The organism is Pseudomonas sp. dw_358 (assembly GCF_018449655.1).
Classification (GTDB): Bacteria; Pseudomonadota; Gammaproteobacteria; order Pseudomonadales; family Pseudomonadaceae; genus Aquipseudomonas.
On sequence record NZ_JAAVUX010000006.1, the window covers coordinates 64,900 to 90,870 of the forward strand.

The following is a 25,971-nucleotide window of genomic DNA, read 5'->3' on the forward strand; positions in this document are numbered from 1 at the left end:
GGAGCGCCGGAGCAACGCGCCCCCACGGGTTCAAAATGGTGCGTCTCCCAACACCGTCGCCCGGTGCATCACGCGCCGTTGCGGGCGGTAGTCGTCCACCGCGTAGTGCTGCGTGCAGCGGTTGTCCCAGAACGCCACATCCCCGGCTTGCCACTGCCAACGCACGGTGAATTCCGGGCGAGTGCTGTGGGCGAACAGCAGCTTGAGGATCGCCGCACTTTCGTTGGCTTCCAGTTCGTTGATGCGCGAGGTGAAGCCTTCGCTGACGAACAGGCACTTGCGCCCGCTGATTGGATGGGTGCGGATCACCGGGTGGGACAGCGGCGGATGCTGGCGGCGCGTGGCCTCATAGCGAGCGAGGTCTTCGGCAGTGCTGCCGAAGCGCTGCAGCGGGAAGGATTGGGTGAAATCGTGGGTGGCGGTAAGACCGTCCAACAGGTGCCGCAGGGGCGCGGACAGAGCTTCATACGCAGCGATGCCGCTGGCCCACAAGGTATCGCCACCATAGGGCGGGACCTGCTTGGCACTGAGCACCGCGCCCATGGCCGGGGTCGGCAGAAACGTCACATCGGTGTGCCAGATGGCGTTGTCCCGGACATCGGTGACGGCGGTGTCAAGGATCAGCACTTCCGGTTGGTCCGGCACATTGGGATAGATCGGGTGAATGTGCAGATCGCCAAAACGATGGGCGAAACGCGCCTGCTGTCGCGGGGTCAGTGGCTGATTGCGGAAAAACAGCACCTGGTGTTCCAGCAGCGCCTGCTCGACGCTGTCGCGCTCGGCATCGCTCAGGTCGCGACTCAGGTCCACACCGTCGACGCGAGCGCCGAGGGCAGGGCTGATCACAGATATCGTCAGACTCATGTTGGGCTCTTCAATGCAGCGCCGAACTGTCGGCGTGGTCAAGGTCGATTGTGAATCAGTGGCTCTGGCCGTGCCAAGGCACCAGCTTGCGCTGCAGCACGCGCAGTCCCATTTCCAGGCTGAAGGCGATCAGCGCGATGATCAGGATGCCCAGTACCACCACGTCGGTCACCAGGAACTGCGCGGCCGATTGCACCATGAAGCCCAGGCCGCTGGTGGCGGCGATCAATTCGGCGGCCACCAGGGTGGACCAGCCGACCCCCAGCCCGATCCGAATGCCGGTGAGGATTTCCGGCAGGGCGCTGGGCAGGATCACGTGGCGAATCAGCTGCGTGCGTGTGGCCCCCAGCGATTGCGCGGCCCGCAGGCGTGTGGGGTCGACATTGCGCACCCCCGTGGCGGTGGCAATGGCGATCGGTGCAAAGATCGCCAGGTAGATCAACAGCACTTTGGACAGCTCGCCAATCCCGCACCAGATTACGATCAATGGCAGATAAGCCAACGGCGGCACCGGTCGATAGATCTCGATCAGCGGGTCGAAGATACCCTGGGCAATGCGGTTGGTGCCGATGGCGATGCCGGTGGGAATGGCCAGCACCACGGCGAAAAACAGCGCCAGGCCGATCCGTTGCAGGCTGGCACCCAGGTGTTGCCATAGCGTTACGTCCATGTAGCCTTTGGTCGCCAGCAGCCAGGCCTTCTGCAGCACCGCGCCGGGTGGGGGCAGAAACAGCGGGTCGATCAAACCGGCGGCCGTCACTGCCCACCACAGCACCAACACGCTGAGCAACGTCAAAGTGCTGATCCAGCGGGTACTCATCTGCCGGGGTCTGGCGACCTTGGGCGGTACCTGGGCGGTCTTTGCCACGGGAAGTTCGTAGCTGCTCATGCGGGCTCCTGGCGCGACGCGCTGCGTTGGGAGAACACCCGGGCCAACACGTGCTCGCGGGTTTCGATGAAGCGGGGGTCGGACTTGATCGCCCGGGCCGACTCCCCGGCGCTGTAGCGTTGGCCGAAGTCCAGGCTCAGACGCTCTTCGATGTGCCCGGGGTTGGGGGCCAGCAAGATCAGGTCAGTCGCCAGGAACACGGCCTCTTCGATGTCATGGGTGATGAGAAAGATCGGTTTGGCGGTGCGCTGCCAGACCTGCAGCAAGAGCTCTTGCATCTGTTCGCGAGTGAAGGCGTCAAGGGCGCCGAAGGGCTCGTCCATCAACAGCAGGCGTGGGTCGGCGGCGAGGGCGCGGGCCAGGCCTACGCGTTGTTTCTGGCCGCCGGACAATTGCCAGACATGCCGGTTGCCGAAGTCTGCGAGGTCCACCAGCGCGAGCATTTCCTGTGCGCGCTTTTCGCGCTGGGGGCGAGGCACGCCTGCCAACTCCAGGCCAAAGGCGACATTGCCCAGGACGTCTTGCCAGGGCAGCAGGCCGTCGTCCTGGAACACCACCCCGCGTTCGGCACTCGGACCTTGCACGGGCACGCCGTCCAGGGTGATGCGCCCGGCGCTGGGGCTGACGAAGCCGGCTATCAGATTGAGCAGGGAGGTCTTGCCACTGCCTGAGGGGCCCAGTGCTACCAGAAGCTGTTGTGGCCCGAGGGTCAGGGAGATGTCGGCCAGTACCGGCTCGGCAGCGCCTGGGTATTGGGCGCTGATGCGGTCGAGTTGTAGCTGGGCCATGAAAGACTCCTGCTTGAGGCAATAAAAAAATGAGGCTCCTGCAGGACCGAGCTTGCTCGGGAACGGCGGGCTCCGGTTTGAACTGGGGAACCGCGTTGCGTTGTTCCCGAGCAAGCCAGGCCCTGCAGGTCAGTTGCAGCCTGCGCTTATTCGGTCACGAATCGGGTGCTCACATACGGCGAATAATCCGGCAACACGCTTTCTATCTTGCCTTGCTCTTTCAGAAACTCGGCCGTCCTGGCGATCGCCTTCGGTGTACCGTCCAGCAGGGCGGTTTGTGCCTGGGCGTCGGGAAACGCCGAGCCGGTGAGGATTTCCGGTACATCGGCGGCGTTGGAGCCGGTCAGTTTGGCGATTTTTTGCACGGGCACCGAGTCGGCGGTCCAGCTGTCTTTATGGGCTGCGTAATCAGCGAACGCATCCAGAGTGATTTTGGCGAATTTGGCAATCACCTCCGGGTGCTTGTCGGCGTAGTCCTTGCGTGCGACCCAGACTTCGAAGGTCGGCGCGCCCCACTGGGCAACCTGTGCGGCGTCGGTCAAGGTCTTGCCGGTCTTGCGAATCTCGCCCAAGGCCGGTGACCAGACGAAGGCGCCATCAATATCCCCACGTTTCCACGCGGCGGCGATCTCGGTCGGGTTCAGGTTGACCACCTTGACCTTGCCTTCCAGCCCCCAGTGCTTCAGCGCTCCCAACAAGCTGTAGTGGGACGTCGAGACAAAGGGCGTGGCAATCGTCTTGCCCACCAGCTGCTGCGGGTCGGTGATGCCGCTGCCGTTGCGCACCACCAGCGCCTCTGCCGAATTGATTTGCGCCGCGACCAGGAAGGTCACCAGCGGCAGCTTGCGCGATGTGGCAGCGGCCAGCGGGCTGGAACCCAGGTCGCCGATCTGCAGGTCACCTGAGGCCAGGGCCGCCACCACCTCCGGGCCGGCGTTGAAGCGGCGCCAGTCGATTTTTTGCCCAATCGCCTTGTCGTAGGCGCCGTCGGCCTGGGGCACTTTGCTCGGATCGATGCCGGTCTGGTAGCCGATGCGCAGGGTGTCTTCAGCTTGAGCGGGTAGCGCGGCGGCCAAGGCTACCGCCACCGTCAGCCCGGAAAAAAGCCTGAACATGAAATTCGAGTTATGAAAGATGCTGCCGATAGCCATGGAACACCTCAAAGGCGCTGCAAAGATTAAATAAAGGTGGGAAGCAAGGCGTCCGGAGGCCCGGTTTTTCCAATCTAAACGATCTAAAAAATGACCAATAAATAATTTATAGGCATTAGCTTATGAATTTATGTCTTTTAAAGATCTCCTCAGGTTGGTGCTAGCAATTTAATATTTCGAAATCTTCTAAGCTGCGCTGAAACTAATCTTTTTCCTGTCATGAATTTATCTTTAAGCTGCACGCCCTGAGAAACGGTTCGGAAGACAGGCCCTGGTCATTGATTGATCGGTCACCTTTTGGCACTAACCGCGCCCAGCGGCCACCACGGAACAGCAGATTCCGGGCCGATGTTTACAAAAATTAGAAAATTCGAGAGGAGCGCTTCAATGTTCAAATCCACCTTGGCACTGGCTGTCGCGGCTGGCGTCCTTCTGGTTGGTCAGGCGCAAGCCGACGGCTTTCTGGAAGACAGCACCGCCACCCTGAAACTGCGCAACTACTACATCAATACCGATAACCGTGACTCGCAGGCCGGCACTGCGGCCAACAAGAAGGCCGGTGTTCAGAGCAAGAACGAAGAATGGGGCCAGGCGTTTCAGGCCGAATTCACTTCCGGTTACACCCAGGGCACTGTCGGCTTCGGTCTCGACGCCATTGGCGTCTACGCACTGCGTCTGGATTCCAGTGGCGGCAAGAGCGGCAACGCCACCGGCCTGCTGGACGGCGGCACCGTATTCCCCAGCGGTGACGGCAGCAGCGCAGTCAATGATTTCGCCACCGGCGGCCTGACCGCCAAGGCCCGCGTTTCCAAGACTGTCTTCAAACTGGGCACCCTGCAGCCAAAACTGCCGGTGATCATGTCCAACGACGGTCGTCTGGTGCCGCAATGGTGGCAAGGTGGCCAGGTCACCTCTAACGAGATCAAGGACCTGACCCTGATTGCCGGTAAGATCAGCGAGGCCAAGGGCCGTAACTCCAGCAACCTGGAAGACCTGTCCATCAGTGGCGCCAACGGCAGCGGCAACAGCAACATCGGCGAACGCAGCAACGATTTCCGTTACGCCGGCGCCGACTACAAGGTCAACAAGGACCTGTTGTTGCAGTACTACTACGGCAACCTGGAAAACTTCTATAAACAGCACTTCCTCGGTCTGGTCCATAACTGGTCCATCGGCCCGGGTGTGTTGAAATCCGACCTGCGCTATTTCAACAGCAGCAGCGATGGCCATGACGGTAACGACGCGGCGTACTACACCACCGGTGACTACCATGCGGTCAACGGCAAGGGTGAAGTCAGCAACAACCTGGCCAGCGGTCTGTTCCTCTACACCGTGGCCGGCCACACCTTCGGTGGTGGTTACCAGGTCAGCAACGGCAGCAGCGACTTCCCGTGGCTGAACCAGGGTGACGGTTCGTCGAACTACACCATCACTGACATGCAAATCCAGAAGTTCGGCCGTGCCGGCGAGAAAACCTGGCAGGCCCGTTACTCCTATGACTTCGCCAAGCTCGGTTTCCCGGGTGCCACCTTCGGTGTGGTCTACCTGCATGGCGACAACATCGACACCTACGGTGCGAAGTCGGGCTCGACGTTCGTCCAGACCAACAACAACGCATCGGAATGGGAACGTGATATCACCATCGCCTACGTCGTGCCGGAAGGTCCGCTGAAGAACTTCGGCATCATGTGGAAAAACGCAGCCTGGCGTAACGACATCGTCGGCCAGCGCGAGCAGGACGAAAACCGTGTGATCCTGAGCTATCAGATCCCGCTGTTGTAAGCCTTGCCAAGAGACCCGGCCTGATGGCCGGGTTTTTTTTCGTCTGCATTTTGGGAGGCTTATATATATGTTTATAGAATATACAAATCGTTATTTATTCTTTTTTATATTCTGAAACTCCGTGCACAGTAGCGCTCCATGCAACCCCAGCCAAGGAGCAGCACATGAGCCTCAGACTCGGCGACATCGCCCCCGACTTCGCACAGGATTCCAGCGCCGGCACGATTCGTTTTCACGAGTGGCTGGGCGATAGCTGGGGCGTGCTCTTTTCTCATCCGGCGGACTTCACCCCGGTCTGCACCACCGAGTTGGGCTTCACCGCCAAGCTCAAGGATGAATTTGCCCAGCGTGGCGTCAAGGCCATCGCCCTCTCGGTGGACCCGGTGGACTCCCATCATCGCTGGATCGAAGACATCAACGAAACCCAGCACACCACCGTCAACTTTCCGATCCTGGCCGACGCCGACCGCAAGGTCTCGGACTTGTACGACCTGATTCACCCGAATGCCAACGACACCCTCACCGTGCGTTCGCTGTTCGTGATCGACCCCCACAAGAAAGTGCGCCTGACCATTACTTATCCGGCCAGCACCGGGCGCAATTTCCACGAAATCCTGCGGGTGATCGATTCCCTGCAATTGACTGACAGCCACAAGGTGGCCACCCCGGCCAACTGGCAGGACGGTGATGACGTGGTCATTGTCCCGTCGCTCAAGGACGAAGCCGAACTCAAGCAACGCTTCCCAAAAGGTTACAAAGCGGTCAAGCCGTACCTGCGCCTGACCCCGCAACCCAATCGCTGATCCCCACGACAATTTAAAGCTGTATGGAGAGCGCCAATGCGCACCCTGACTTTGCGCCGCAGTCTTTTCGCCCTGTTTGCCGCCGCCGTTTCCTTCGGCGTGCTCAGCCAGGCCCAGGCCGATACCCTGCGTATCGGTTACCAGAAATACGGCACTCTGGTGCTGCTCAAGGCCCGTGGCACGCTCGAAAAGCGCCTGGCCGAGCAGGGTGTGCAGGTGCAATGGACCGAGTTCCCGGGCGGCCCGCAACTGCTGGAAGGTTTGAACGTGGGCTCCATCGACTTTGGCGTGACCGGCGAAACCCCCCCCGTGTTTGCCCAGGCCGCCGGTGCCGACTTGCTCTATGTGGCCTATGAGCCGCCAGCGCCCCACAGCGAGGCAATCCTGGTGCCCAAGGATTCGCCGATCAAATCGGTGGCCGACCTCAAGGGCAAGAAAGTGGTCCTGAACAAGGGCTCCAATGTGCACTACCTGCTGCTTCGTGCATTGGCGGATGCCGGCCTCAAATACACCGATATTCAGACCGTGTTCCTGCCCCCGGCCGATGCACGTGCGGCATTCGAGCGGGGCGCGGTGGACGCCTGGGTGATCTGGGACCCGTACCAGGCCGCCGCCGAAAACCAGCTCCAGGCGCGCACCCTGCGTGACGCCGAAGGCCTGGCCGACAACCATCAGTTCTACCTGGCCACCAAGCCCTTTGCCCAGCAACATCCGCAGGTGATCGCCACGGTGATCGACGAAGTGCGCTCGGTGGGCGAATGGTCCAAGGCCCACCCCGACGAAGTGACCGCGCAAGTCGCACCGCTGCTGGGGCTGCCGGCCGACATCACCCTGACCTCGGTCAAGCGCCAAGGCTACGGGGCCGGATTCATCACCCCCGAGGTGGTAGCCGCGCAGCAGAAAATCGCCGACAGCTTCTATCAACTCAAGCTGATCCCAAAGCCGCTGGTGGTCAAAGACGTGATCTGGACACCGCCGGCCAAGGTCGTCACTGCCCAATAAGCCTTTAGGGACCTGCCCGTACCGGCCCGTCCCGACCCTTAGGAGACAACTCCATGAGCCTCAATATTTTCTGGTTTCTGCCTACCCACGGTGACGGCCATTACCTTGGCACCTCCGAGGGCGCGCGGGCAGTGGATCACGGCTATTTGCAACAGATCGCCCAAGCGGCCGACCGGCTGGGTTTTGGCGGGGTGCTGATCCCTACCGGGCGTTCCTGCGAGGATTCCTGGCTGGTGGCGGCCTCGTTGATTCCGGTGACCCAGCGTCTGAAGTTTCTGGTGGCCCTGCGCCCCGGCATCATTTCGCCCACGGTCGCGGCCCGTCAGGCGGCGACCCTGGATCGCTTGTCCGGTGGACGTGCGCTGTTCAATTTGGTGACGGGAGGCGATCCCGACGAACTGGCCGGTGACGGCCTGTTTCTTACCCATGAAGAACGTTATGAAGCCTCGGTGGAATTCACCCGCATCTGGCGTCGCGTGCTGGAAGGCGAAACCGTCGACTATGACGGCAAGCACCTGACCGTCAAAGGCGCCAAGCTGCTCTACCCGCCCATCCAGCAACCGCGTCCACCGCTGTATTTCGGTGGTTCATCGGATGCCGCCCAGGACCTGGCCGCCGAGCAGGTCGAGCTGTACCTGACCTGGGGCGAGCCGCCGGCCGCCGTCGCCGAGAAAATTGCCGCCGTACGGGATAAGGCCGCTGCCCTGGGCCGTACCGTACGCTTCGGCATTCGCCTGCACGTGATTGTGCGCGAGACCAATGCCGAAGCCTGGCAGGCCGCCGACCGCCTGATCGCCCATGTGGACGACGAGACCATTGCCCGCGCCCAGGCGTCTTTGGCGCGCTTCGATTCGGTCGGCCAGCAACGCATGGCTGCGCTCCACGGTGGCAGCAAGGACAAGCTCGAAGTCAGCCCTAACTTGTGGGCCGGTGTCGGCCTGGTCCGTGGCGGTGCTGGCACGGCGCTGGTGGGCGATGGCCCGACCGTGGCCGAGCGGGTCAAGGAGTATGCGGCGCTGGGTATCGACACCTTCATCTTCTCCGGGTATCCCCACCTGGAAGAGTCCTACCGCGTTGCCGAGCTGCTGTTCCCCCACCTCGATGTCGAGCGTCCGGGTCTGCCTGAAGGTGCCAGCTACGTCAGCCCGTTTGGCGAGATGGTCGCCAACGACATCCTGCCCAAAGCAACGGCAAAGAGCTGAGGGCAGCACCATGAACAATCCTTGGTTACATCGCGCAGCGCCGTGGGTGCTGCCGATTCTGTTGCTGTTGGTATGGCAGCTGTCGGTCAGTGCCGGGTGGCTGTCGACGCGCATTCTGCCATCGCCCAGCGCAGTGGTAGAGGCGGGCGTGAGTCTGGTGCGCAGCGGCGAGATCTGGACCCACTTGGGCATCAGCACCTGGCGTGCGGCCGTAGGCTTTGCCATCGGTGGCTCCATCGGTCTGGCGTTGGGGTTCATCACCGGCCTGTCGGCCTGGGGTGAGCGCCTGCTGGACAGCTCCATTCAAATGATTCGCAACGTGCCACACCTGGCGCTTATTCCACTGGTGATCCTGTGGTTCGGCATCGACGAGACCGCGAAGATTTTCCTCGTGGCCCTGGGCACCTTGTTCCCGATTTACCTGAACACCTACCACGGTATCCGCAACATCGATCCGGCATTGGTGGAGATGTCACGCAGCTATGGCCTGTCGGGTTTCGGCCTGTTCCGGCAAGTGATACTGCCGGGTGCGCTGCCGTCTATTCTGGTGGGCGTGCGTTTTGCCCTGGGTTTCATGTGGTTGACATTGATTGTCGCGGAGACCATTTCCGCCAGCTCCGGTATCGGTTATCTGGCCATGAACGCCCGGGAATTTCTGCAAACTGATGTGGTTGTGCTGGCCATTGTCCTGTACGCCATCCTCGGCAAGCTGGCCGACTTGGCAGCCCGGGGGCTGGAGCGTGTATGCCTGCGCTGGCACCCGGCCTATCAGGTGAAACCCTCGAATTTGAAAAGGAGCGCAGCATGACCGTGCTCAAGGAAAGCCCTCCGCATTTGCTGCGGGGCATCCCGCTGGCAGTGCGCGGTGTGCGCAAGGCGTTCGGTGACCGCGAAGTGTTGCGCGGGATTGACCTGCATATTCCGGCCGGCCAGTTTGTGGCCATTGTCGGCCGCAGCGGTTGCGGCAAGAGTACCTTGCTCAGACTGCTGGCCGGTCTCGACGCGCCCACCAGTGGGCAACTGCTGGCGGGCAGCGCCCCCCTTGGGGACGCCCGCGAGGACACCCGGCTGATGTTCCAGGAAGCCCGTTTGCTGCCTTGGAAGAAAGTGATCGACAACGTCGGCCTGGGCCTTAAAGGCAATTGGCGCCCGCAGGCCTTGCAGGCGCTGGAAGCGGTCGGCCTGGCAGAACGGGCCAACGAATGGCCTACGGCGCTGTCCGGCGGGCAAAAGCAGCGAGTGGCGCTGGCTCGCGCGCTGATCCACAAACCGCGCTTGCTGCTGTTGGATGAACCGCTCGGGGCGCTGGATGCGCTGACCCGTATTGAAATGCAGCAACTGATCGAGCGGCTCTGGCAGCAGCATGGTTTCACGGTTTTGCTGGTTACCCACGACGTGGCTGAAGCCGTGGCGGTGGCCGACCGGGTGATTCTGATCGAGGACGGCGAAATCGGTCTCGACCTTGCCGTCAACCTGCCGCGCCCACGGGTACGCGGTTCACACCGGTTGGCTTCGCTTGAAGCGGAGGTCTTGCACAGGGTGCTGGCATTGCCTGGCAATCCGCCGGACCCGGAACCTACATCACCGTTGCCGACGCAGTTGCGTTGGGCGCTTTAATTTCATACTGGGAGGACTGCACCATGAGTATCAAGGCAATCAACGTACGCAACCAGTTCAAAGGTACCGTCAAGGAAATCATCGAAGGCCCGGTGCTCTCGGAAATCGACGTGCAGACGGCGTCGGGCATTGTCACTTCGGTAATCACCACGCGCTCGGTGAAAGAGCTGGAGTTGGTGGTAGGCAGTGAGGTGATCGCGTTTGTGAAGTCGACCGAGGTCTCGATCGCCAAGTTGTAAGTTGTGCATGAGGGCTGCCGGCTTCATTGCGGGCAGCCTTGCAAGGCCATCAGCGCCGAGCCAGAAATGGCGGCAGATACAGCCCCACATACGCATCGAACACCCGCATGCCTTCCTCGGCCATGCGCGCGGTGATGTGCCCATGCAACTGCACTGAACGCGCATAGACCCGATCCCCCAACTCCATGGCCAGGGCGAACACGTCCACATCCTCCGGCAGGCGCGGCAGTTCGAAGTATTGATCGAACAAGTTCTGCATCAGCTCACCGAGCTCCAGATCATGTTGTCGATCAGCCTGGGTAACCTCAGTCAGACCGTGCTGGGCCAGGATCAGCTGCCGGGCGGCTGCGTCCACTTCGTAGATCTCCAGCATGCGCATTTCCACCAGTCGGGACAGATCACGCCAGCTGTGCAACGGGATGCTGATCGGCGCTTGCAGGCAGGCGCGGAAGGCGCGGTGTACGTCAGCTGTCAGCGCTTCCAGCAATGCCGGGACGCTGGCGAAAAAGTGGTAGACCGAGGAGGGCGGGATCTGCGCGCGTTCGGCGACAGCATAGATCGACAGGCTGGCGACCCCTTCGCTGGCCAATAGCTCGCGGGCCGCTTCGAGAATCGAGTCGATACGGGCCTGGCTGCGGGCGCGGGGTTTGCGGGGCGTAGTCGTCATGCGGCTGAGTATACGGGGCGGGCATCCGTTGTTGTAGGACCGAGCTTGCTCGGGAAGGGCGTATTGGCCGTTCCCGGGCGAACCCGGTGCTACAGGAGGCAACCGTTCTTACACCGTATGCAGATACCAGTTGTACTCAAGGTCGGAGATGGAATGCTCGAACTCTTCCAGCTCGCTTTCCTTGCACGCGACAAAAATGTCGATGTACTTGGGGTCGATGTAACGGGCGAGGATTTCGCTGTCGTCCAGCTCGCGCAAGGCATCGCGCAGGTTGTTCGGCAGGCTCTGCTCATTCTGCTCGTAGGAGTTGCCCTCCACCGGATCGTTCGGTTCGACCTGATTGGTCAGGCCGTGGTGAACGCCGGCCAGCACCGCGGCCATCAGCAGGTAGGGGTTGGCATCGGCGCCGGCCACCCGGTGTTCCAGGCGAACGGCATCCGGGGTCCCGGTGGGCACTCGCAGCGCCACGGTGCGGTTGTCGAGGCCCCAGCAAGGCGAGTTGGGCACGTAGAACTGAGCACCGAAGCGGCGGTACGAGTTGACGTTCGGGCACAGGAACGCCATGGACGCGGGCAGGGTCTCGAGCACACCGCCGATGGCGTGACGCAATGCGGCGTTCTGCTCGGGATCCTCACTGGTGAAAATGTTGCGGCCGTCCTTGTCCAGAATCGAGATGTGCACGTGCAGGCCATTGCCCGCCTGGCCAGGATAGGGTTTGGCCATGAAGGTGGTGTCCATTTCATGGTCGTAGGCGATGTTCTTGATCAGTCGCTTGAGCAGTACTGCGTAGTCACAGGCCTTGATCGGGTCGGCCACGTGATGCAGGTTGACTTCGAACTGCGCCGGGGCGCTTTCCTTGACGATGGCGTCGGCCGGAATGCCCTGCTCCTTGGCGCCTTCGAGAATGTCCTGGAGGCAATCGACGTATTCGTCGAGGTCGTCGATCAGGTAGACCTGGGTCGAATGCGGGCGTTTGCCCGAGATCGGTGAGCGTGGCGGCTGCGGGCGGCCGTTCACGTTCTCTTGATCGATCAGGTAGAACTCCAGCTCGAAGGCGGCGCAGATGGTCAGCCCCAGATCATCGAACTTGCTCACCACCTGGCGCAGCACTTCCCGAGGGTCGGCAAAGAAGGGCGTGCCCTCCAGTTCGTGCATGGTCATCAACAATTGAGCCGTCGGGCGCTTCTGCCAGGGCTCGTTGGACAGGGTGTCGGGGATCGGATAGCAGATGCGATCGGCGTCGCCGATATCCAGACCCAGGCCCGTGCTTTCCACTGTCGAGCCGTTGATGTCGAGGGCGAAGAGCGAGGCCGGCAGGTTGATGCCTTTTTCGTAAACCTTGTGGAGGCTGGTGCGTTCGATTCGTTTGCCACGAACGACACCGTTCATATCTGCAATCAGAAGGTCGACGTACAGAACCTCAGGATGTTCCTTAAGGAATGCGTTCGCTTCGTTAAGCTGAACGGCACGCGGGGGTACCGACATGATGCAACACCTTTGTTGTTAAAAATATCAATCATTGGGCTCAAGCTGAATCAGTCAATCGGAAAGCCATACTGAAGTCAAGCGAGCCCAGTTTTGCCCTAAAGGGGCGCTCAAAAGCAGTTTTTGCAACATTTTGGGGCGATTCAGGCCGCTTCCGTGACCCGATCTCCCGCCCGTGAAGCGCCCCGTGTTGTATTTTTTACGGGGGTGTTGTGAAAAAAAATGAACAGCGCTAAGCTCGATCGCAACCCATAACAGCAATAATACCGGGGGATCATATGCCACACTTGCCTTCGAACGGCGCTAGCGCGGCTTCGCGACTCGGCCCATTGCCGAATATAAATTACGCGCGCTTGTCGAAGCTCTCCGCCCAGTGTGCCGCTGCAAGTGCCTTGCCGTCGATGCCTCGATTCTCCCAAATCACGGGGTGTCTGGCCGATATAATTGACAGCCGACCCGCAGCTTTTTCATTTCTTGATGCTTCACGCCCGCCTCAACCCTATCACGATAGCAGCTCTGCGTCGGGCTTCTTGCTCATCGCCCGGCAAGCCTTTTGCACCGGGGGTGCGCCGGCTGCCTGAAAAATCGGCCGGCTGAATGCTCGAACCCGCAGGCCGCCGGCTCTTTCGACACAAAAAGTGCAGCGCAATCCTGCTACCTTGAAGCTTGCAAGACAAAACGACGCACAAGCGTCAAAGCGCCTGGCGCCCCTGCGCGCCCGGGTTTTCTACCTCCTGAGGTATTTATGAGCAACAGCCTCGACCAGCTCACCGATTGGTTGAAAGAACACAAGATCACCGAAGTCGAGTGCCTGATCGCCGACTTGACCGGGATCACTCGTGGCAAGATCTCCCCTACCAACAAGTTCATCGCTGAAAAGGGCATGCGCCTGCCTGAAAGTGTCTTGTTGCAGACGGTGACCGGCGACTACGTCGAAGACGACATCTATTACGAGCTGCTGGACCCGGCCGACATCGACATGCTCTGCCGCCCCGACGAGAACGCGGTGTTTCTCGTGCCTTGGGCCATCGAACCCACGGCGCAGGTGATCCACGACACCTACGACAAACAGGGTAACCCCATCGAGTTGTCGCCACGCAACGTGCTCAAAAAGGTGTTGAAGCTCTATACCGATCGCGGCTGGCAGCCCATTGTGGCGCCGGAAATGGAGTTCTATCTGACCAAGCGCCACGAAGACCCGGATTTCCCGCTGGAGCCGCCCATCGGCCGTTCCGGGCGCCCGGAAACCGGCCGGCAGTCGTTCTCCATCGAGGCTGCGAACGAGTTCGACCCGCTGTTCGAAGACGTCTACGACTGGTGCGAGGCGCAGAATCTCGACCTCGACACCCTGATCCACGAGGACGGCACCGCGCAGATGGAGATCAACTTCCGTCACGGCAACGCCCTGCATCTGGCCGACCAGATTCTGGTGTTCAAGCGCACCATGCGCGAGGCTGCCCTCAAGCACAACGTGGCGGCGACCTTCATGGCCAAGCCCATGACCGGCGAGCCCGGCAGTGCGATGCACCTGCACCAGAGCATCGTCGATATCCACACCGGCAAGAACATCTTCTCCAATGAAGAAGGTGGGATGAGCCAGCTGTTCCTCAACCACATTGGCGGCCTGCAAAAGTACATCCCCGAACTGCTGCCGCTGTTTGCCCCCAACGTCAACTCATTCCGTCGTTTCCTGCCCGACACCTCGGCGCCGGTCAACGTCGAGTGGGGTGAAGAAAACCGCACCGTCGGCCTGCGGGTACCGGACGCCGGCCCACAGAACCGCCGAGTGGAAAACCGCCTGCCGGGCGCCGACGCCAACCCGTATCTGGCCATCGCTGCCAGCCTGCTGTGCGGCTATATCGGCATGGTCGAGGGGATCAACCCCAGCGCACCGGTGCAGGGACGTGGTTATGAGCGACGCAATCTGCGTCTGCCACTGACCATCGAAGACGCCCTGGAGCGCATGGAAAACAGCAAGACCATCGAGAAGTACCTGGGCAAGAAATTCATTGTCGGCTACGTGGCGGTCAAGCGTGCCGAGCATGAAAACTTCAAACGCGTGATCAGCTCGTGGGAGCGCGAGTTCCTGCTGTTCGCCGTGTGACCAGACCGTATTAGACAGGGAGCCTGAAGATGACTACCCACAACCCGCAAACCCTCGCCTGGCAAGCCCTCAGTGGTGAGCATCACCTGGCGCCCTTCAGCGACTATAAACAGCTGAAGGAAAAGGGCCCGCGGATCATCACCAAAGCCCACGGCGTGCACCTGTGGGACAGTGAGGGCAACAAGATACTCGACGGCATGGCCGGTCTTTGGTGCGTGGCGATCGGTTACGGTCGCGACGAGCTTGCTGACGCGGCGAGCCAGCAGATGCGCGAGTTGCCCTACTACAACCTGTTCTTCCAGACCGCGCACCCGCCGGCACTGGAACTGGCCAAAGTCGTGGCCGAGGTCGCGCCTGAGGGTATGAGCCACGTGTTTTTCACCGGCTCCGGCTCCGAGGGCAATGACACGGTACTGCGCCTGGTCCGCCATTATTGGACGCTCAAGGGGCAGCCGCAGAAGAAGGTGGTCATCAGTCGCTTGAACGGCTATCACGGCTCCACGGTGGCGGGCGCGAGCCTGGGCGGCATGAGTGGCATGCACGAGCAGGGCGATCTGCCCATCCCGGGCATCGTGCATATTGCTCAGCCTTATTGGTTCGGCGAGGGCGGCGACATGAGCCCTGACGAGTTTGGCATCTGGGCGGCCGACCAACTGGAACAGAAGATTCTCGAACTGGGCGTGGATCAGGTCGCCGCCTTCATTGCAGAGCCGATCCAGGGCGCTGGCGGGGTCATCATTCCCCCTGACAGCTACTGGCCGCGCATCAAGGAAATCCTTGCCCGCTACGACATTCTATTCGTGGCTGACGAGGTGATCTGTGGGTTTGGCCGCACCGGTGAATGGTTCGGCAGTGACTACTATGGCCTCAAACCCGACCTCATGACCATCGCCAAGGGCTTGACCAGTGGCTACATCCCCATGGGCGGTGTGATCGTGCGCAACGAAGTAGTCAAGGTGATCAACGAAGGCGGTGATTTCAACCACGGCTTCACCTATTCGGGGCATCCGGTGGCGGCGGCAGTGGCCCTGGAAAACATCCGCATTCTGCGCGATGAAAAAATTATCGAACGGGTGAAAAGCAAAACGGCACCGTATTTGCAGAAACGTCTGCGCGAGCTCGCCGAACACCCATTGGTGGGCGAAGTTCGCGGCTTGGGCATGTTGGGGGCGATAGAACTGGTGGCGGACAAGCAGACTCGCCAGCGCCATGAAGGCTTGGGCGTGGGGATGATCTGCCGGCAGTTCTGTTTCGATAATGGCCTGATCATGCGGGCGGTGGGGGACACCATGATCATCGCACCGCCACTGGTGATCAGTTTTGCCGAGATTGACGAGTTGATTGAAAAGGCACGCTTGTGCCTTGACCTCACACTCGAAGCCATCAATGGCTAAATGCTAGGCTTGCCTGGCACAAGGAGCGACCGTCCACGGGCGGCCGCAAGGAAGTTGAAATCGGTTGTGCAGACCAGGTTCAAAATAATTGGAGCAATACGCATGAAGATACTCGGCAAGACTCTCCTCGCCATGTCCCTGATGGGCGTGATGGCCGGTGCAGTCCAGGCGGACGACAAGGTTCTGCACGTTTACAACTGGTCCGATTACATCGCGCCGGACACAGTCGAGAATTTCGAAAAAGCCTCGGGCATCAAAGTCGTCTACGACGTCTACGACAGCAACGAAACCCTGGAAGCCAAGCTGCTGGCTGGCAAATCGGGTTACGACGTGGTGGTACCGTCGAACAACTTCCTCGCTAAACAGGCCAAGGCCGGGGTTTACCTGGAACTGGACAAGTCGAAACTGCCCAACTGGAAAAACCTGAACCAGAACCTGCTCAAGGCCGTGTCGGTCAGCGACCCGGGCAACAAGCACGCGTTCCCCTACCTGTGGGGCACCATTGGCATCGGCTATAACGTCGACAAGGTCAAGGCCGCATTGGGCCCGGATGCACCGACCAACTCCTGGGACCTGCTGTTCAAGCCAGGCAACATCGAGAAGCTCAAGGGCTGCGGTGTCAGCTTCCTCGACTCGCCGACCGAAATGATTCCGGTGGCGCTGCACTACCTGGGCTACCCGACCAATACGCAGGACCCCAAGCAGATCAAGGAAGCCGAAGCGCTGTTCCTGAAGATTCGCCCCTCGATCACTTACTTCCACTCGTCCAAGTACATCTCGGACCTGGCCAACGGCAACATCTGCGTGGCCGTGGGTTACTCGGGTGACATTTCCCAGGCCAAGGCCCGGGCCCTCGACGCCAAGAACAACGTGAACGTGGCTTACAGCATTCCGAAGGAAGGCGCTGGCAGTTTCTATGACATGCTCGCCATTCCCAAGGATGCCGATAACGTCGAAGGCGCCTACCAGTTCATGAACTTCATCATGGACCCGCATAACATGGCCGCCATTTCCAACGCCGTGAAATACCCGAATGGCAACGCCGCGGCCACCGAGTTCGTCGACAAGGACATCACCAGCGACCCGGGCATCTACCCGCCGGCTGATGTGCAGGCCAAGCTGTACGCCATCGCCGACTTGCCGGCCGCAACCCAGCGGATCCTGACCCGCACCTGGACCACGATCAAGTCGGGCAAGTAAGCCGCCACCCGGTCACCTGTTACAAATGATGTAACAGGTGACACCCTGAACATTTTCTTTTGCCGCACGAGTTCAACGAAGGTAAGTTGCGCGCCGGTGCAGTTGTTCGGCAGGCCGGCTTTCGCCCACGTGAGCGTTATTGAGAGGATCTCCCTTGGCTATTTCACTGCTTCGCAAGACGTTGTTGATCGCCGCAGGCCTGACTTTCGCGGTTGCTGTCCAGGCGGCCTCGACCGTGCGCATCTACAACTGGTCCGATTACATCGGCGAGACCACCCTGGCGGACTTCCAGACCGCCACCGGGATTGTTCCGGTGTATGACGTGTTCGACTCCAACGAAACCCTGGAGGGCAAGTTGCTGGCCGGGCATACGGGCTATGACGTGGTGGTGCCGTCCAATCACTTCCTCAGCAAGCAGATCAAGGCAGGCGTCTTTCAGAAGCTGGACAAGTCCCAGCTGCCCAACTATTCCAACCTCGACCCGGCGCTGCTCAAGCGCCTGGACAAGAACGACCCGGGTAACCAGTACGCTGTGCCGTACCTGTGGGGCACCAATGGCATCGGTTACAACGTCGACAAGATCAAGCAAGTGCTGGGCGTCGACAAGATCGACTCCTGGGCCGTGCTGTTCGAGCCCGAGAACATCAAAAAGCTGTCCAAGTGTGGTGTGGCATTCCTCGACTCCGGTGATGAAATGTTGCCTGCCGTGCTCAATTACATGGGCCTGAACCCGAACTCGCAGAACCCCGAGGATTACAAGAAGGCCGAGGCCAAGCTGCTGACGGTGCGGCCTTACGTGACCTACTTCAACTCATCGAAGTACATCACTGATCTGGCCAATGGCGACATCTGCATCGCCGCCGGTTTTTCCGGCGATGTGTTCCAGGCAAGAGCCCGCGCCAAGGAGGCTGGCAAGGGTGTGAACATCGCGTATGCGATTCCCAAGGAGGGCGGCAACCTGTGGTTTGACATGCTGGCGATCCCGGCTGATGCCAAGGACGTGAAGGAGGCCCATGCCTTTATCAATTACTTGCTCAAGCCTGAAGTGATCGCCCAGGTCAGCGACTACGTCGGTTATGCCAACCCGAACCCCAAGGCCGGGGAAATCATGGATCAGAAAGTACACAGCGACCCGGCGGTCTACCCTCCACAGGAGGTGCTGGACAAGCTCTATGTGAACGCCGAGTTACCGCCCAATGTCCAGCGCCTGATGACGCGCAGCTGGACGCGCATCAAGTCGGGCAAATAAGCGGTTCCAGGCTGGCCCATTCAGGGCCGGCTGCACATTTTTTGTTGGGAGTTTCCAAATGGCAGTTGCCTCCAGTGCCTACAAGAAAGCCCTCGAAGGCGGCCAGCAGCCCAAACAGGTGCTGGTCAAGATCGATCGGGTAACCAAGAAGTTCGACGAGACGGTGGCCGTGGACGATGTGTCCCTGGAAATCGGCAGGGGCGAGATCTTTGCCCTGCTCGGTGGCTCCGGGTCGGGCAAGTCCACACTGCTGCGCATGCTGGCTGGCTTCGAGCGGCCTACCGAGGGGCGCATTTTCCTCGACGGCGTCGACATCACCGAAATGCCGCCCTACGAGCGGCCGATCAACATGATGTTCCAGTCCTATGCGCTGTTCCCGCACATGACCGTGGCGCAGAACATTGCCTTCGGTCTCAAGCAGGACAAGATCCCGTCGGCCGAGATCGATGCGCGGGTGGCGGAAATGCTCAAGCTGGTGCAGATGAGCCAGTACGCCAAGCGCAAACCACACCAGCTGTCCGGCGGCCAGCGTCAGCGCGTGGCGCTGGCCCGCTCCCTGGCCAAACGACCCAAGCTGTTGCTGCTCGATGAACCCATGGGCGCGCTTGACAAGAAGCTGCGTTCGCAGATGCAACTGGAGCTGGTGGAGATCATCGAGCGCGTCGGGGTGACCTGTGTGATGGTGACCCACGATCAGGAAGAGGCCATGACCATGGCCCAGCGCATCGCCATCATGCACCTGGGCTGGATCGCCCAGATCGGCAGCCCGATCGATATCTACGAAACCCCCACCAGCCGGCTGGTGTGCGAGTTCATCGGCAACGTCAACCTGTTTGACGGCGAAGTGATCGAGGACATGGAAGGCCATGCGGTGATCGCCAGCCCTGAGCTGGAGCGCAAGATCTATGTCGGCCACGGCGTCAGTACGGCGGCTCAGGACAAGGCCGTGACCTACGCCATCCGCCCGGAAAAACTGCTGGTGACCACTGAGCAGCCACAGAGCGAATACAACTGGTCGCGGGGCAAGGTGCATGACATCGCCTACCTGGGCGGCCATTCGGTGTTTCACGTCGAACTGGCCTGCGGCAAGATCGTCCAGTCGTTCGTGGCCAACGCCGAGCGCCGCAATGCGCGACCCACCTGGGATGACGAAGTGTTTGTCTGGTGGGAAGACGACAGCGGCGTGGTACTGCGCTCATGAACTTGAAACGATTCCTCAGCCGTTTGCTCCCCAACGGTCGCCAGGTGGTCATCGGCGTACCGTTCCTGTGGTTGTTCCTGTTCTTCATGCTGCCGTTCTTCATCGTCCTGAAGATCAGTTTTGCCGAAGCCGACGTGGCCATTCCGCCGTACACGGAGATCTATCAATTCGTCGACCAGAAGATCCAACTGGTCCTGAACCTCGCCAACTACAGCCTGCTGGCGGGCGATGACCTGTACATCTCGGCATACCTGGGTTCGCTGAAGATGGCCTTGATCAGTACGGTGTTGTGCCTGCTGATCGGCTTTCCCATGGCCTACGCGATCTCCATCGCGCGCAAGGAGCGCCAGACGGTGTTGTTGCTGTTGATCATGATGCCAACCTGGACCGCGATCCTGATCCGCGTGTATGCGTGGATGGGCATTCTCAGCACCAACGGGTTACTCAACGAGTTCCTGCTGTGGCTGGGGGTGATCAATCAGCCGCTGGTGATCCTCAATACCAACCTGGCCGTTTACATCGGCGTGGTGTACGCCTACCTGCCGTTCATGATCCTGCCGTTGTACGCCAACCTGGTGAAACACGATCAGAGCCTGCTGGAGGCCGCCGCCGACCTGGGGTCGAGCCGCTTCAACAGCTTCTGGAAGATCACCGTGCCGCTGTCGCGCAACGGCATCATCGCCGGCTGTATGCTGGTGTTCATTCCGGTGGTGGGGGAGTTCGTTATTCCCGAGCTGCTCGGTGGCCCGGAGACCCTGATGATCGGCCGCGTGCTGTGGCAGGAGTTCTTCAACAACCGTGACTGGCCGGTGGCCTCGGCACTGGCTGTAGTGATGCTGGTGATCCTGATCGTGCCGATCGTACTGTTCAACCGTAGTCAGGCCAAGGAACTGGAGGGCAAGATATGAGAAGTTTCCGTTTCTCCAACCTGATGCTGGTGCTCGGGCTGCTGTTCATCTACGCGCCGATGGTGATTCTGGTCATCTATTCGTTCAACGCGTCCAAGCTGGTGACCGTCTGGGGTGGCTGGTCGGTGAAGTGGTACGTGGGGCTGCTGGATAACTCCCAACTGATGAGCGCGGTGGCACGCTCCCTGGAAATTGCCTGTTATACCGCTGTGGCGGCGGTTGCGTTGGGGACCATGGCCGCGTTCGTGCTGACCCGAGTGGCGCGCTTCAAGGGGCGCACGTTGTTTGGAGGCCTGGTGACCGCGCCGCTGGTGATGCCTGAGGTGATCACCGGCCTGTCGCTGCTGCTATTGTTTGTGGCGATGGCGCAATTGGTCGGCTGGCCCCAGGAACGGGGCATCGTCACCATCTGGATCGCTCACACGACCTTCTGTGCGTCCTATGTGGCGGTAGTGGTGTCGGCACGTCTGCGCGAGCTGGATCTGTCCATCGAAGAGGCGGCCATGGACCTGGGTGCGCGGCCGTGGAAGGTGTTCTTCCTGATCACCATCCCGATGATCGCGCCATCGCTGGCAGCCGGCGGCATGATGTCGTTTGCCCTGTCGCTGGATGACTTGGTGCTGGCCAGCTTTGTATCTGGGCCAGGCTCGACCACCTTGCCGATGGAAGTGTTCTCGGCGGTGCGTCTGGGCGTGAAGCCGGAAATCAATGCCATTGCCAGTCTGATTCTGCTGGCGGTGTCGATTGCCACGTTCCTGGTCTGGTTCTTCACACGGCGTGCCGAAAACCAGCGGCGCAAGGCGATTCAGCTGGCTATCGAGGAAGCGGCGGCAGACGGCTGGAAGCAGCCGGATCCACGTCGGGCACCGACCCCCGTGGCGGCTTGAGGGATTAAAGCGCCCCTTGGGCTTGTGGGAGCAGGGCTTGCCCGCGATGCAGGCAACCATGGAATCTTCCACAGTATTCGGCACCGTTACGCGGGTTCAGCGCACGGCCGCCCACCCGCAATAACACCCCACCGCCAAGGTGTGCGTGGCATTGACCGAGCGGTGTTCGGTCAATGCCTGTAGGACCGGCTCGATAAAACTGTTGGCCGAACTGCACACCGCCCCCTCGCTGTACGGCCCGAAATAGGCCAGTTGCCCCTGCTGGTTCCAGATTGCCACAGCGGGGCTGGCGGGCAGGGCGTCGGCGCCAGGCAAAGCCTCCAGACGCTGCATCACTGAAAGATTGTCCGGCAGCCGCGAACGGCCATGGCCTTTTTCCAGCGCGTAGAACTTCACCCCTTTGGGTTCATACTGTTGCACCAGTTCGGCCAGATGTTCTTGGTTGCCGACGTTGCACGGACAGGTCGCGTCCCAGAAATGCACCACGCGGATCGGCCCCGGTCCTGCCAATTCCGGCGGAAGTTGCAGGTTGTCACCGGTAAACAGGGTGGCGTGTTGGTCGAACGCGCGAACGTAACGGCTCTGGAACCAGTCATATGCCAGCCACAAGGCGCTGGCGCACAGCAGTGCGATCAGGCTGGCAGCCAGGGTACGACGGTGAATCCTTGGCATCGGCAGTGGTCCGGTAAAGGTGTGCCAGCTTGCCATGTCTGCGCCGACAGATGAATATCTCACCGAATGATTCGGAAACCTATATGCCTGCCACTTTCCAGCCCGACATACTGCGCAGCCGCCTGTCGCCTTTGGCCGCCCGCCAAGGGCCGGATGAGCATGGGCAAAGCTACCGGCGCTTCTACCGACTGCCGGGAAGCGACCCGCAACGCAGTTGGCTGGGTGGCTTCAGCGCGGCTGGCTGTGATCTGGTGGGGCAGGTCTGGTTGCCAGCCGCGCCCAAGGCCACGCTGTTTCTGGTGCACGGATTCTATGATCACATGGGGCTGTATCGACATCTGATCGAGTGGGCGCTGGCCCGTGAGTTTGCGGTCATTTCCTGCGACCTGCCGGGGCACGGGCTGTCCAGTGGGCCGCGTGCCAGCATTCAGGACTTCGCCGACTATCAGTCGGTGCTCGATGCCTTGTTCGTGGAGGCCGCCGCCCTGAAGCTGCCCCAGCCTTGGCATCTGTGCGGTCAGAGCATGGGGGGCGCCATCGTCATCGACCATTTGCTGCATGCCGGCGCCGCTAGCCCTGCCCAAGGGCGACCCGTGTTGCTGGCACCGTTGATACGGCCGCGTTCCTGGACCTGGTCACGGATGAGCTATCAGGTGCTGAAGCCTTTCGTTGGCGGGATCGCGCGGCGTTTCAGCGAGAACACCAACGATCCTGAATTCATGCCTTTTCTGCAGGCCGATCCATTGCAGCCGGTGCGTCTGCCTACCGCCTGGGTGGGCGCGCTGGTACCGTGGATCAAACGTGTCGAGGCGGCACCGCACAGTGTCTGCTCACCGCTGGTGGTGCAGGGCCAGCAGGACATGACGGTGGATTGGCAACACAACATGCGGGTGCTCGCCGACAAGTTCACCACGCCTGAAGTGTTGATGGTGCCACCCGCGCGTCATCATCTGGCCAACGAGGTGCCGGAGATTCGGCGGGTTTATCTGGCGTTTCTGGATGAGCATCTGGGTTGAGCGAATAACACCTCAGCCCCCCGATCGGTCCTGCGTCGGTTGCCCGACCGCCAGGCCGGCGCGAATACCCGCCAGCGCCGCCTGGTAATACGCCTTGCCCTCGGGCGACTCGGCGAAGGTCACGAATTCCTCCAGTTCTGGATCGGACAGGTCGCGATACACGTACAGCAAGGTGTTATCCAGGTCACTGCCGATCTGCCCCATCAGCCGTTCCCGCTGTCCATCGAGCATGTTCTGGCTTTGGCCGCTGCCCAGCAGCCCGGGAATCATGGAGCTAAGGCTGTCCGCCGCCACGCCGGCGATGGCCAGGCTGACTTCCGCGCCGGCCTCGCGAACTGGCAGCGCCTGGGCCAGGTGGCGGATCAGCAGGGCGCGGGTGGCGGTGGCGTCCATATGGGGCAAGCCACGGGCGTTTTTGGCCAGTTGGTCGCTGCGGGTGGCAAGCAGTTCGGCGCCGACGATCTTGTGCCCAAGCGGGGACTGGAAAAAGCTCAAGGCCGGCTGTGGGTCATTGAGGGTCTGGCGCAGGCGAGTCTCGGCGCGCTGGTCCATGGCCTGCGGAGCGAAGCGCTGGTTGCTGTTGTTCACCAGGGCCTGGAACAGCGCCGGTGGCAGACTGTTTTGATAACGCTGCTGCGCGGCCTTGAGTGCGTCGTTGAAATGCGCGCGCTGTTCCGGCCAACCGGCGACCTTGTACAACAGGTCATGGTTGTCTGCCCAGGCGGGCATCACGCAAAACATCAGCAAGGCAACACACAAGCAACGCATTGAAGACTCCTGTCGGCAGGCCGCTATTGTCCGTGCCCAGGCCCGGCTTTGTCGAGCCATGACACACGCCGGCCAGGCGGCTCTGTCGGTTTATCGGGCGGATGGATACTATGCGCGCCATGCACACACTCCCTGATCCGATGTTGCAACGTATTGTCGACGACCTGGCCGAGCACGGCTGGTCGCAACAGGATGTCTTTATTCCAGAGTCTCTGACCCTGGCGTTGGCGACTGAGTGCCATGAACGTGCAGCTGCCGGCCAATTAGCCCCGGCGGCGGTGGGGCGCGGCGAGGCTCAGGAGGTGCGCGAAGGTATCCGCGGCGATCACATTCAGTGGTTGGAGCCGGGCGAGTCGGCGGCTTGTGATGCCTACTTGATGTTGATGGGGCATGTGCGTCTGGCACTGAATCGGGGGTTGTTCCTCGGGCTGGAGGACTACGAAAGTCATTTCGCCATGTATCCGCCCGGGGCGTTCTACCGTCGCCATGTGGACCGTTTTCGCGATGATGATCGGCGTATGGTCTCGGCGGTGCTCTACCTCAACGAGGGATGGCAGCCGGAACATGGTGGGCAGTTGCGGATGTACTTGAAGGGCGGGCGCGAGCACGACATCAATCCGGTCGGTGGATCACTGGTCTTGTTTCTGTCGGGCGAGATGCCCCATGAGGTCTTGCTGGCTCACCATGAGCGCCTGTCATTGACGGGGTGGTTCAGGCGGCGGGGGACAGATATCTTTTGAGTGACGCCCTGGCACCGCACGACCGAGCAATTTCGGGCCTGCGGTGCAAGGTGAAAGCCCTTAGAACAACACGCGGCAACGAATGGTGCCGTTGATCTTCTGCAGTTTCTCTTGCGCCAGATCCGAGTACTCGGCGTCGACGTCGATAACCACGTAGCCAACCTTTTCGTTGGTTTGCAGGAACTGACCGGAGATGTTGATGCCGTTTTCGGCGAAGACCTTGTTGATCTCGCTCATCACGCCCGGGATGTTCTCGTGGATGTGCAGCAGGCGGTGCTTGCCTGGGTGGGCAGGCAGTGCCACCTCCGGGAAGTTGACCGACGACACTGAGGTGCCATTGTCGCTGTACTTGACCAGCTTCTCGGCCACTTCCAGACCGATGTTGGCCTGGGCCTCGGCGGTGGAGCCGCCGATGTGAGGGGTCAGGATCACATTGTCCAGGCCACGCAGCGGGCTTTCGAAGATGTCATCGTTGGAGCGCGGCTCCACCGGGAACACATCGATGGCGGCGCCGATCAAGTGCTTGTCCTTGATCGCGTCAGCCAGGGCATCCAGCTCCACCACGGTGCCGCGCGCCGCGTTGATCAGAATACCGCCTTTCTTGATGGCGCGGATTTCCTTCTCGCCGATCATCCACTGAGTGGCTGCGGTTTCCGGTACGTGCAGGGTGACGATGTCGGACATGCCCAGCAGCTCGTGCAGGTTGCCGACCTGGGTCGCATTGCCCAGCGGCAGCTTGGTCACGGTGTCGTAGAAGAACACTTGCATGCCCAGGCCTTCGGCCAGCACCGACAGCTGCGTGCCGATCGAGCCGTAGCCGACGATGCCCAGCTTCTTGCCGCGAATCTCGAAGGAGTTCGCCGCGCTCTTGATCCAGCCACCACGGTGGCAGGAAGCGTTTTTCTCCGGGATGCCGCGCAGCAGCAGGATGGCCTCGGCCAGCACCAGCTCGGCCACCGAACGGGTGTTGGAGTACGGCGCGTTGAAGACGGCGATGCCGCGCTCTCGGGCTGCGTTGAGGTCCACCTGGTTGGTGCCGATGCAGAAGCAGCCGACGGCGACCAGTTTCTTGGCAGCGTCGAAAAGCTCTTCGGTGAGTTGGGTGCGCGAGCGGATACCGATGAAGTGCGCATCGGCGATCTTTTCTTTCAGTTCGGCTTCCGGCAGAGACTTGGTGTGGTACTCGATGCTGGTATAGCCGGCCGCCTTGAGGACGTCCACGGCAGATTGGTGGACACCTTCGAGGAGAAGGAACTTGATCTTGCTCTTATCGAGAGAAGTCTTGCTCATCTGCGTAAACCTGTGTCCCGGAGAAAATTGGCAGGAGGATAAAGCCTTCGCGG

At 60.8% G+C, this 25,971-nt stretch carries 25 protein-coding genes; 16 read left to right on the top strand and 9 right to left on the bottom strand.

Annotated features, from left to right (window positions below; translation table 11 throughout):
- Positions 1-30: 30 nt before the first annotated feature.
- From tauD to tauA, 4 genes are all read right to left on the bottom strand, one after another.
- Positions 31-864, bottom strand: a complete 834-nt coding sequence (tauD, locus tag HB675_RS11205; protein WP_213878376.1) for a taurine dioxygenase — start codon at positions 862-864, stop codon at positions 31-33.
- Positions 865-919: 55 nt separating this feature from the next.
- Positions 920-1,753: a taurine ABC transporter permease TauC gene (gene tauC / locus HB675_RS11210; RefSeq protein ID WP_213878377.1), complete on the bottom strand. Its 834-nt coding sequence runs from the start codon at positions 1,751-1,753 to the stop codon at positions 920-922.
- Positions 1,750-2,541, bottom strand: coding sequence for a taurine ABC transporter ATP-binding subunit (gene tauB / locus HB675_RS11215; protein WP_213878378.1), 792 nt, complete (start codon positions 2,539-2,541; stop codon positions 1,750-1,752). Before tauB ends, tauC begins: the two co-directional genes overlap by 4 nt.
- 146 nt (positions 2,542-2,687) lie before the next feature.
- Positions 2,688-3,692, bottom strand: coding sequence for a taurine ABC transporter substrate-binding protein (gene tauA / locus HB675_RS11220; RefSeq protein WP_213878379.1), 1,005 nt, complete (start codon positions 3,690-3,692; stop codon positions 2,688-2,690).
- Positions 3,693-4,079: 387 nt separating this feature from the next.
- On the opposite strand from tauA, the gene HB675_RS11225 reads away from it, so the two are divergent.
- The 7 genes from HB675_RS11225 (at position 4,080) to HB675_RS11255 (ending at position 10,337) form a co-directional block, all read left to right on the top strand.
- Complete coding sequence (locus HB675_RS11225; protein WP_213878380.1) at positions 4,080-5,474, top strand: OprD family porin; 1,395 nt, start codon at positions 4,080-4,082, stop codon at positions 5,472-5,474.
- A 164-nt stretch (positions 5,475-5,638) separates the two neighbouring features.
- Complete coding sequence (locus HB675_RS11230) at positions 5,639-6,277, top strand: peroxiredoxin (RefSeq protein ID WP_213878381.1); 639 nt, start codon at positions 5,639-5,641, stop codon at positions 6,275-6,277.
- 36 nt (positions 6,278-6,313) lie between these two features.
- Entirely contained in the window at positions 6,314-7,279 is a 966-nt protein-coding gene (locus HB675_RS11235; protein WP_213878382.1) for a sulfonate ABC transporter substrate-binding protein, read from the top strand.
- 53 nt (positions 7,280-7,332) lie between these two features.
- Entirely contained in the window at positions 7,333-8,481 is a 1,149-nt protein-coding gene (ssuD, locus tag HB675_RS11240) for an FMNH2-dependent alkanesulfonate monooxygenase (RefSeq protein WP_213878383.1), read from the top strand.
- 10 nt (positions 8,482-8,491) lie between these two features.
- Positions 8,492-9,289: an aliphatic sulfonate ABC transporter permease SsuC gene (ssuC, locus tag HB675_RS11245; RefSeq protein WP_213878384.1), complete on the top strand. Its 798-nt coding sequence runs from the start codon at positions 8,492-8,494 to the stop codon at positions 9,287-9,289.
- Complete coding sequence (gene ssuB / locus HB675_RS11250; protein ID WP_213878385.1) at positions 9,286-10,098, top strand: aliphatic sulfonates ABC transporter ATP-binding protein; 813 nt, start codon at positions 9,286-9,288, stop codon at positions 10,096-10,098. Before ssuC ends, ssuB begins: the two co-directional genes overlap by 4 nt.
- A gap of 23 nt (positions 10,099-10,121) precedes the next feature.
- Positions 10,122-10,337 carry a TOBE domain-containing protein gene (locus tag HB675_RS11255; RefSeq protein ID WP_213878386.1) on the top strand — a complete coding sequence of 72 codons (216 nt, stop codon included), beginning with the start codon at positions 10,122-10,124 and terminating at the stop codon, positions 10,335-10,337.
- 49 nt (positions 10,338-10,386) lie between these two features.
- Here the strand turns inward: HB675_RS11255 and HB675_RS11260 are convergent, their stop codons facing one another.
- Together HB675_RS11260 and HB675_RS11265 are read right to left on the bottom strand one after the other, a co-directional pair.
- On the bottom strand, positions 10,387-11,004 hold the full coding sequence (locus tag HB675_RS11260; protein ID WP_213878387.1) for a TetR/AcrR family transcriptional regulator: 618 nt from the start codon (positions 11,002-11,004) through the stop codon (positions 10,387-10,389).
- Between the two features lie 108 nt (positions 11,005-11,112).
- Positions 11,113-12,489 (bottom strand): glutamine synthetase family protein, encoded by a 1,377-nt coding sequence (locus tag HB675_RS11265; protein WP_213878388.1) that lies wholly within the window; start codon positions 12,487-12,489, stop codon positions 11,113-11,115.
- A gap of 745 nt (positions 12,490-13,234) precedes the next feature.
- On the opposite strand from HB675_RS11265, the gene HB675_RS11270 reads away from it, so the two are divergent.
- From HB675_RS11270 to HB675_RS11300, 7 genes are all read left to right on the top strand, one after another.
- The gene (locus HB675_RS11270; RefSeq protein WP_213878389.1) at positions 13,235-14,593 is read left to right on the top strand and encodes a glutamine synthetase family protein; all 1,359 of its coding nucleotides are present in this window, start codon (positions 13,235-13,237) and stop codon (positions 14,591-14,593) included.
- A 29-nt stretch (positions 14,594-14,622) separates the two neighbouring features.
- Complete coding sequence (locus tag HB675_RS11275; protein WP_213878390.1) at positions 14,623-15,987, top strand: aspartate aminotransferase family protein; 1,365 nt, start codon at positions 14,623-14,625, stop codon at positions 15,985-15,987.
- 102 nt (positions 15,988-16,089) lie between these two features.
- Positions 16,090-17,187 (top strand): polyamine ABC transporter substrate-binding protein, encoded by a 1,098-nt coding sequence (locus tag HB675_RS11280; RefSeq protein WP_213878391.1) that lies wholly within the window; start codon positions 16,090-16,092, stop codon positions 17,185-17,187.
- Between the two features lie 154 nt (positions 17,188-17,341).
- Positions 17,342-18,436, top strand: coding sequence for a polyamine ABC transporter substrate-binding protein (locus HB675_RS11285; protein WP_213878392.1), 1,095 nt, complete (start codon positions 17,342-17,344; stop codon positions 18,434-18,436).
- A 58-nt stretch (positions 18,437-18,494) separates the two neighbouring features.
- A complete protein-coding gene (potA, locus tag HB675_RS11290; protein ID WP_213878393.1) occupies positions 18,495-19,637 on the top strand; it encodes a polyamine ABC transporter ATP-binding protein in 1,143 nt (380 codons plus the stop codon).
- Positions 19,634-20,545, top strand: coding sequence for an ABC transporter permease subunit (locus HB675_RS11295; RefSeq protein ID WP_213878394.1), 912 nt, complete (start codon positions 19,634-19,636; stop codon positions 20,543-20,545). The genes potA and HB675_RS11295 overlap by 4 nt, the downstream gene beginning before the upstream one ends.
- Entirely contained in the window at positions 20,542-21,432 is an 891-nt protein-coding gene (locus HB675_RS11300; RefSeq protein WP_213878395.1) for an ABC transporter permease subunit, read from the top strand. The genes HB675_RS11295 and HB675_RS11300 overlap by 4 nt, the downstream gene beginning before the upstream one ends.
- Before the next feature lie 96 nt (positions 21,433-21,528).
- Here the strand turns inward: HB675_RS11300 and HB675_RS11305 are convergent, their stop codons facing one another.
- Positions 21,529-22,104 (bottom strand): DUF6436 domain-containing protein, encoded by a 576-nt coding sequence (locus HB675_RS11305; RefSeq protein ID WP_213878592.1) that lies wholly within the window; start codon positions 22,102-22,104, stop codon positions 21,529-21,531.
- An 83-nt stretch (positions 22,105-22,187) separates the two neighbouring features.
- Between HB675_RS11305 and HB675_RS11310 the strand changes: the two genes are divergently transcribed.
- A complete protein-coding gene (locus tag HB675_RS11310) occupies positions 22,188-23,120 on the top strand; it encodes an alpha/beta hydrolase (RefSeq protein ID WP_213878396.1) in 933 nt (310 codons plus the stop codon).
- Between the two features lie 12 nt (positions 23,121-23,132).
- Here the strand turns inward: HB675_RS11310 and HB675_RS11315 are convergent, their stop codons facing one another.
- Positions 23,133-23,888, bottom strand: coding sequence for a DUF2059 domain-containing protein (locus HB675_RS11315; protein WP_213878397.1), 756 nt, complete (start codon positions 23,886-23,888; stop codon positions 23,133-23,135).
- Positions 23,889-23,998: 110 nt separating this feature from the next.
- Here HB675_RS11315 and HB675_RS11320 point away from each other — a divergent pair, with 110 nt between their 5' ends.
- Positions 23,999-24,628, top strand: coding sequence for a 2OG-Fe(II) oxygenase (locus tag HB675_RS11320; RefSeq protein ID WP_213878398.1), 630 nt, complete (start codon positions 23,999-24,001; stop codon positions 24,626-24,628).
- 60 nt (positions 24,629-24,688) lie between these two features.
- Here HB675_RS11320 and serA read toward each other — a convergent pair whose 3' ends face one another.
- Positions 24,689-25,918, bottom strand: coding sequence for a phosphoglycerate dehydrogenase (gene serA, locus HB675_RS11325; protein WP_213878399.1), 1,230 nt, complete (start codon positions 25,916-25,918; stop codon positions 24,689-24,691).
- Positions 25,919-25,971: the final 53 nt, after the last annotated feature.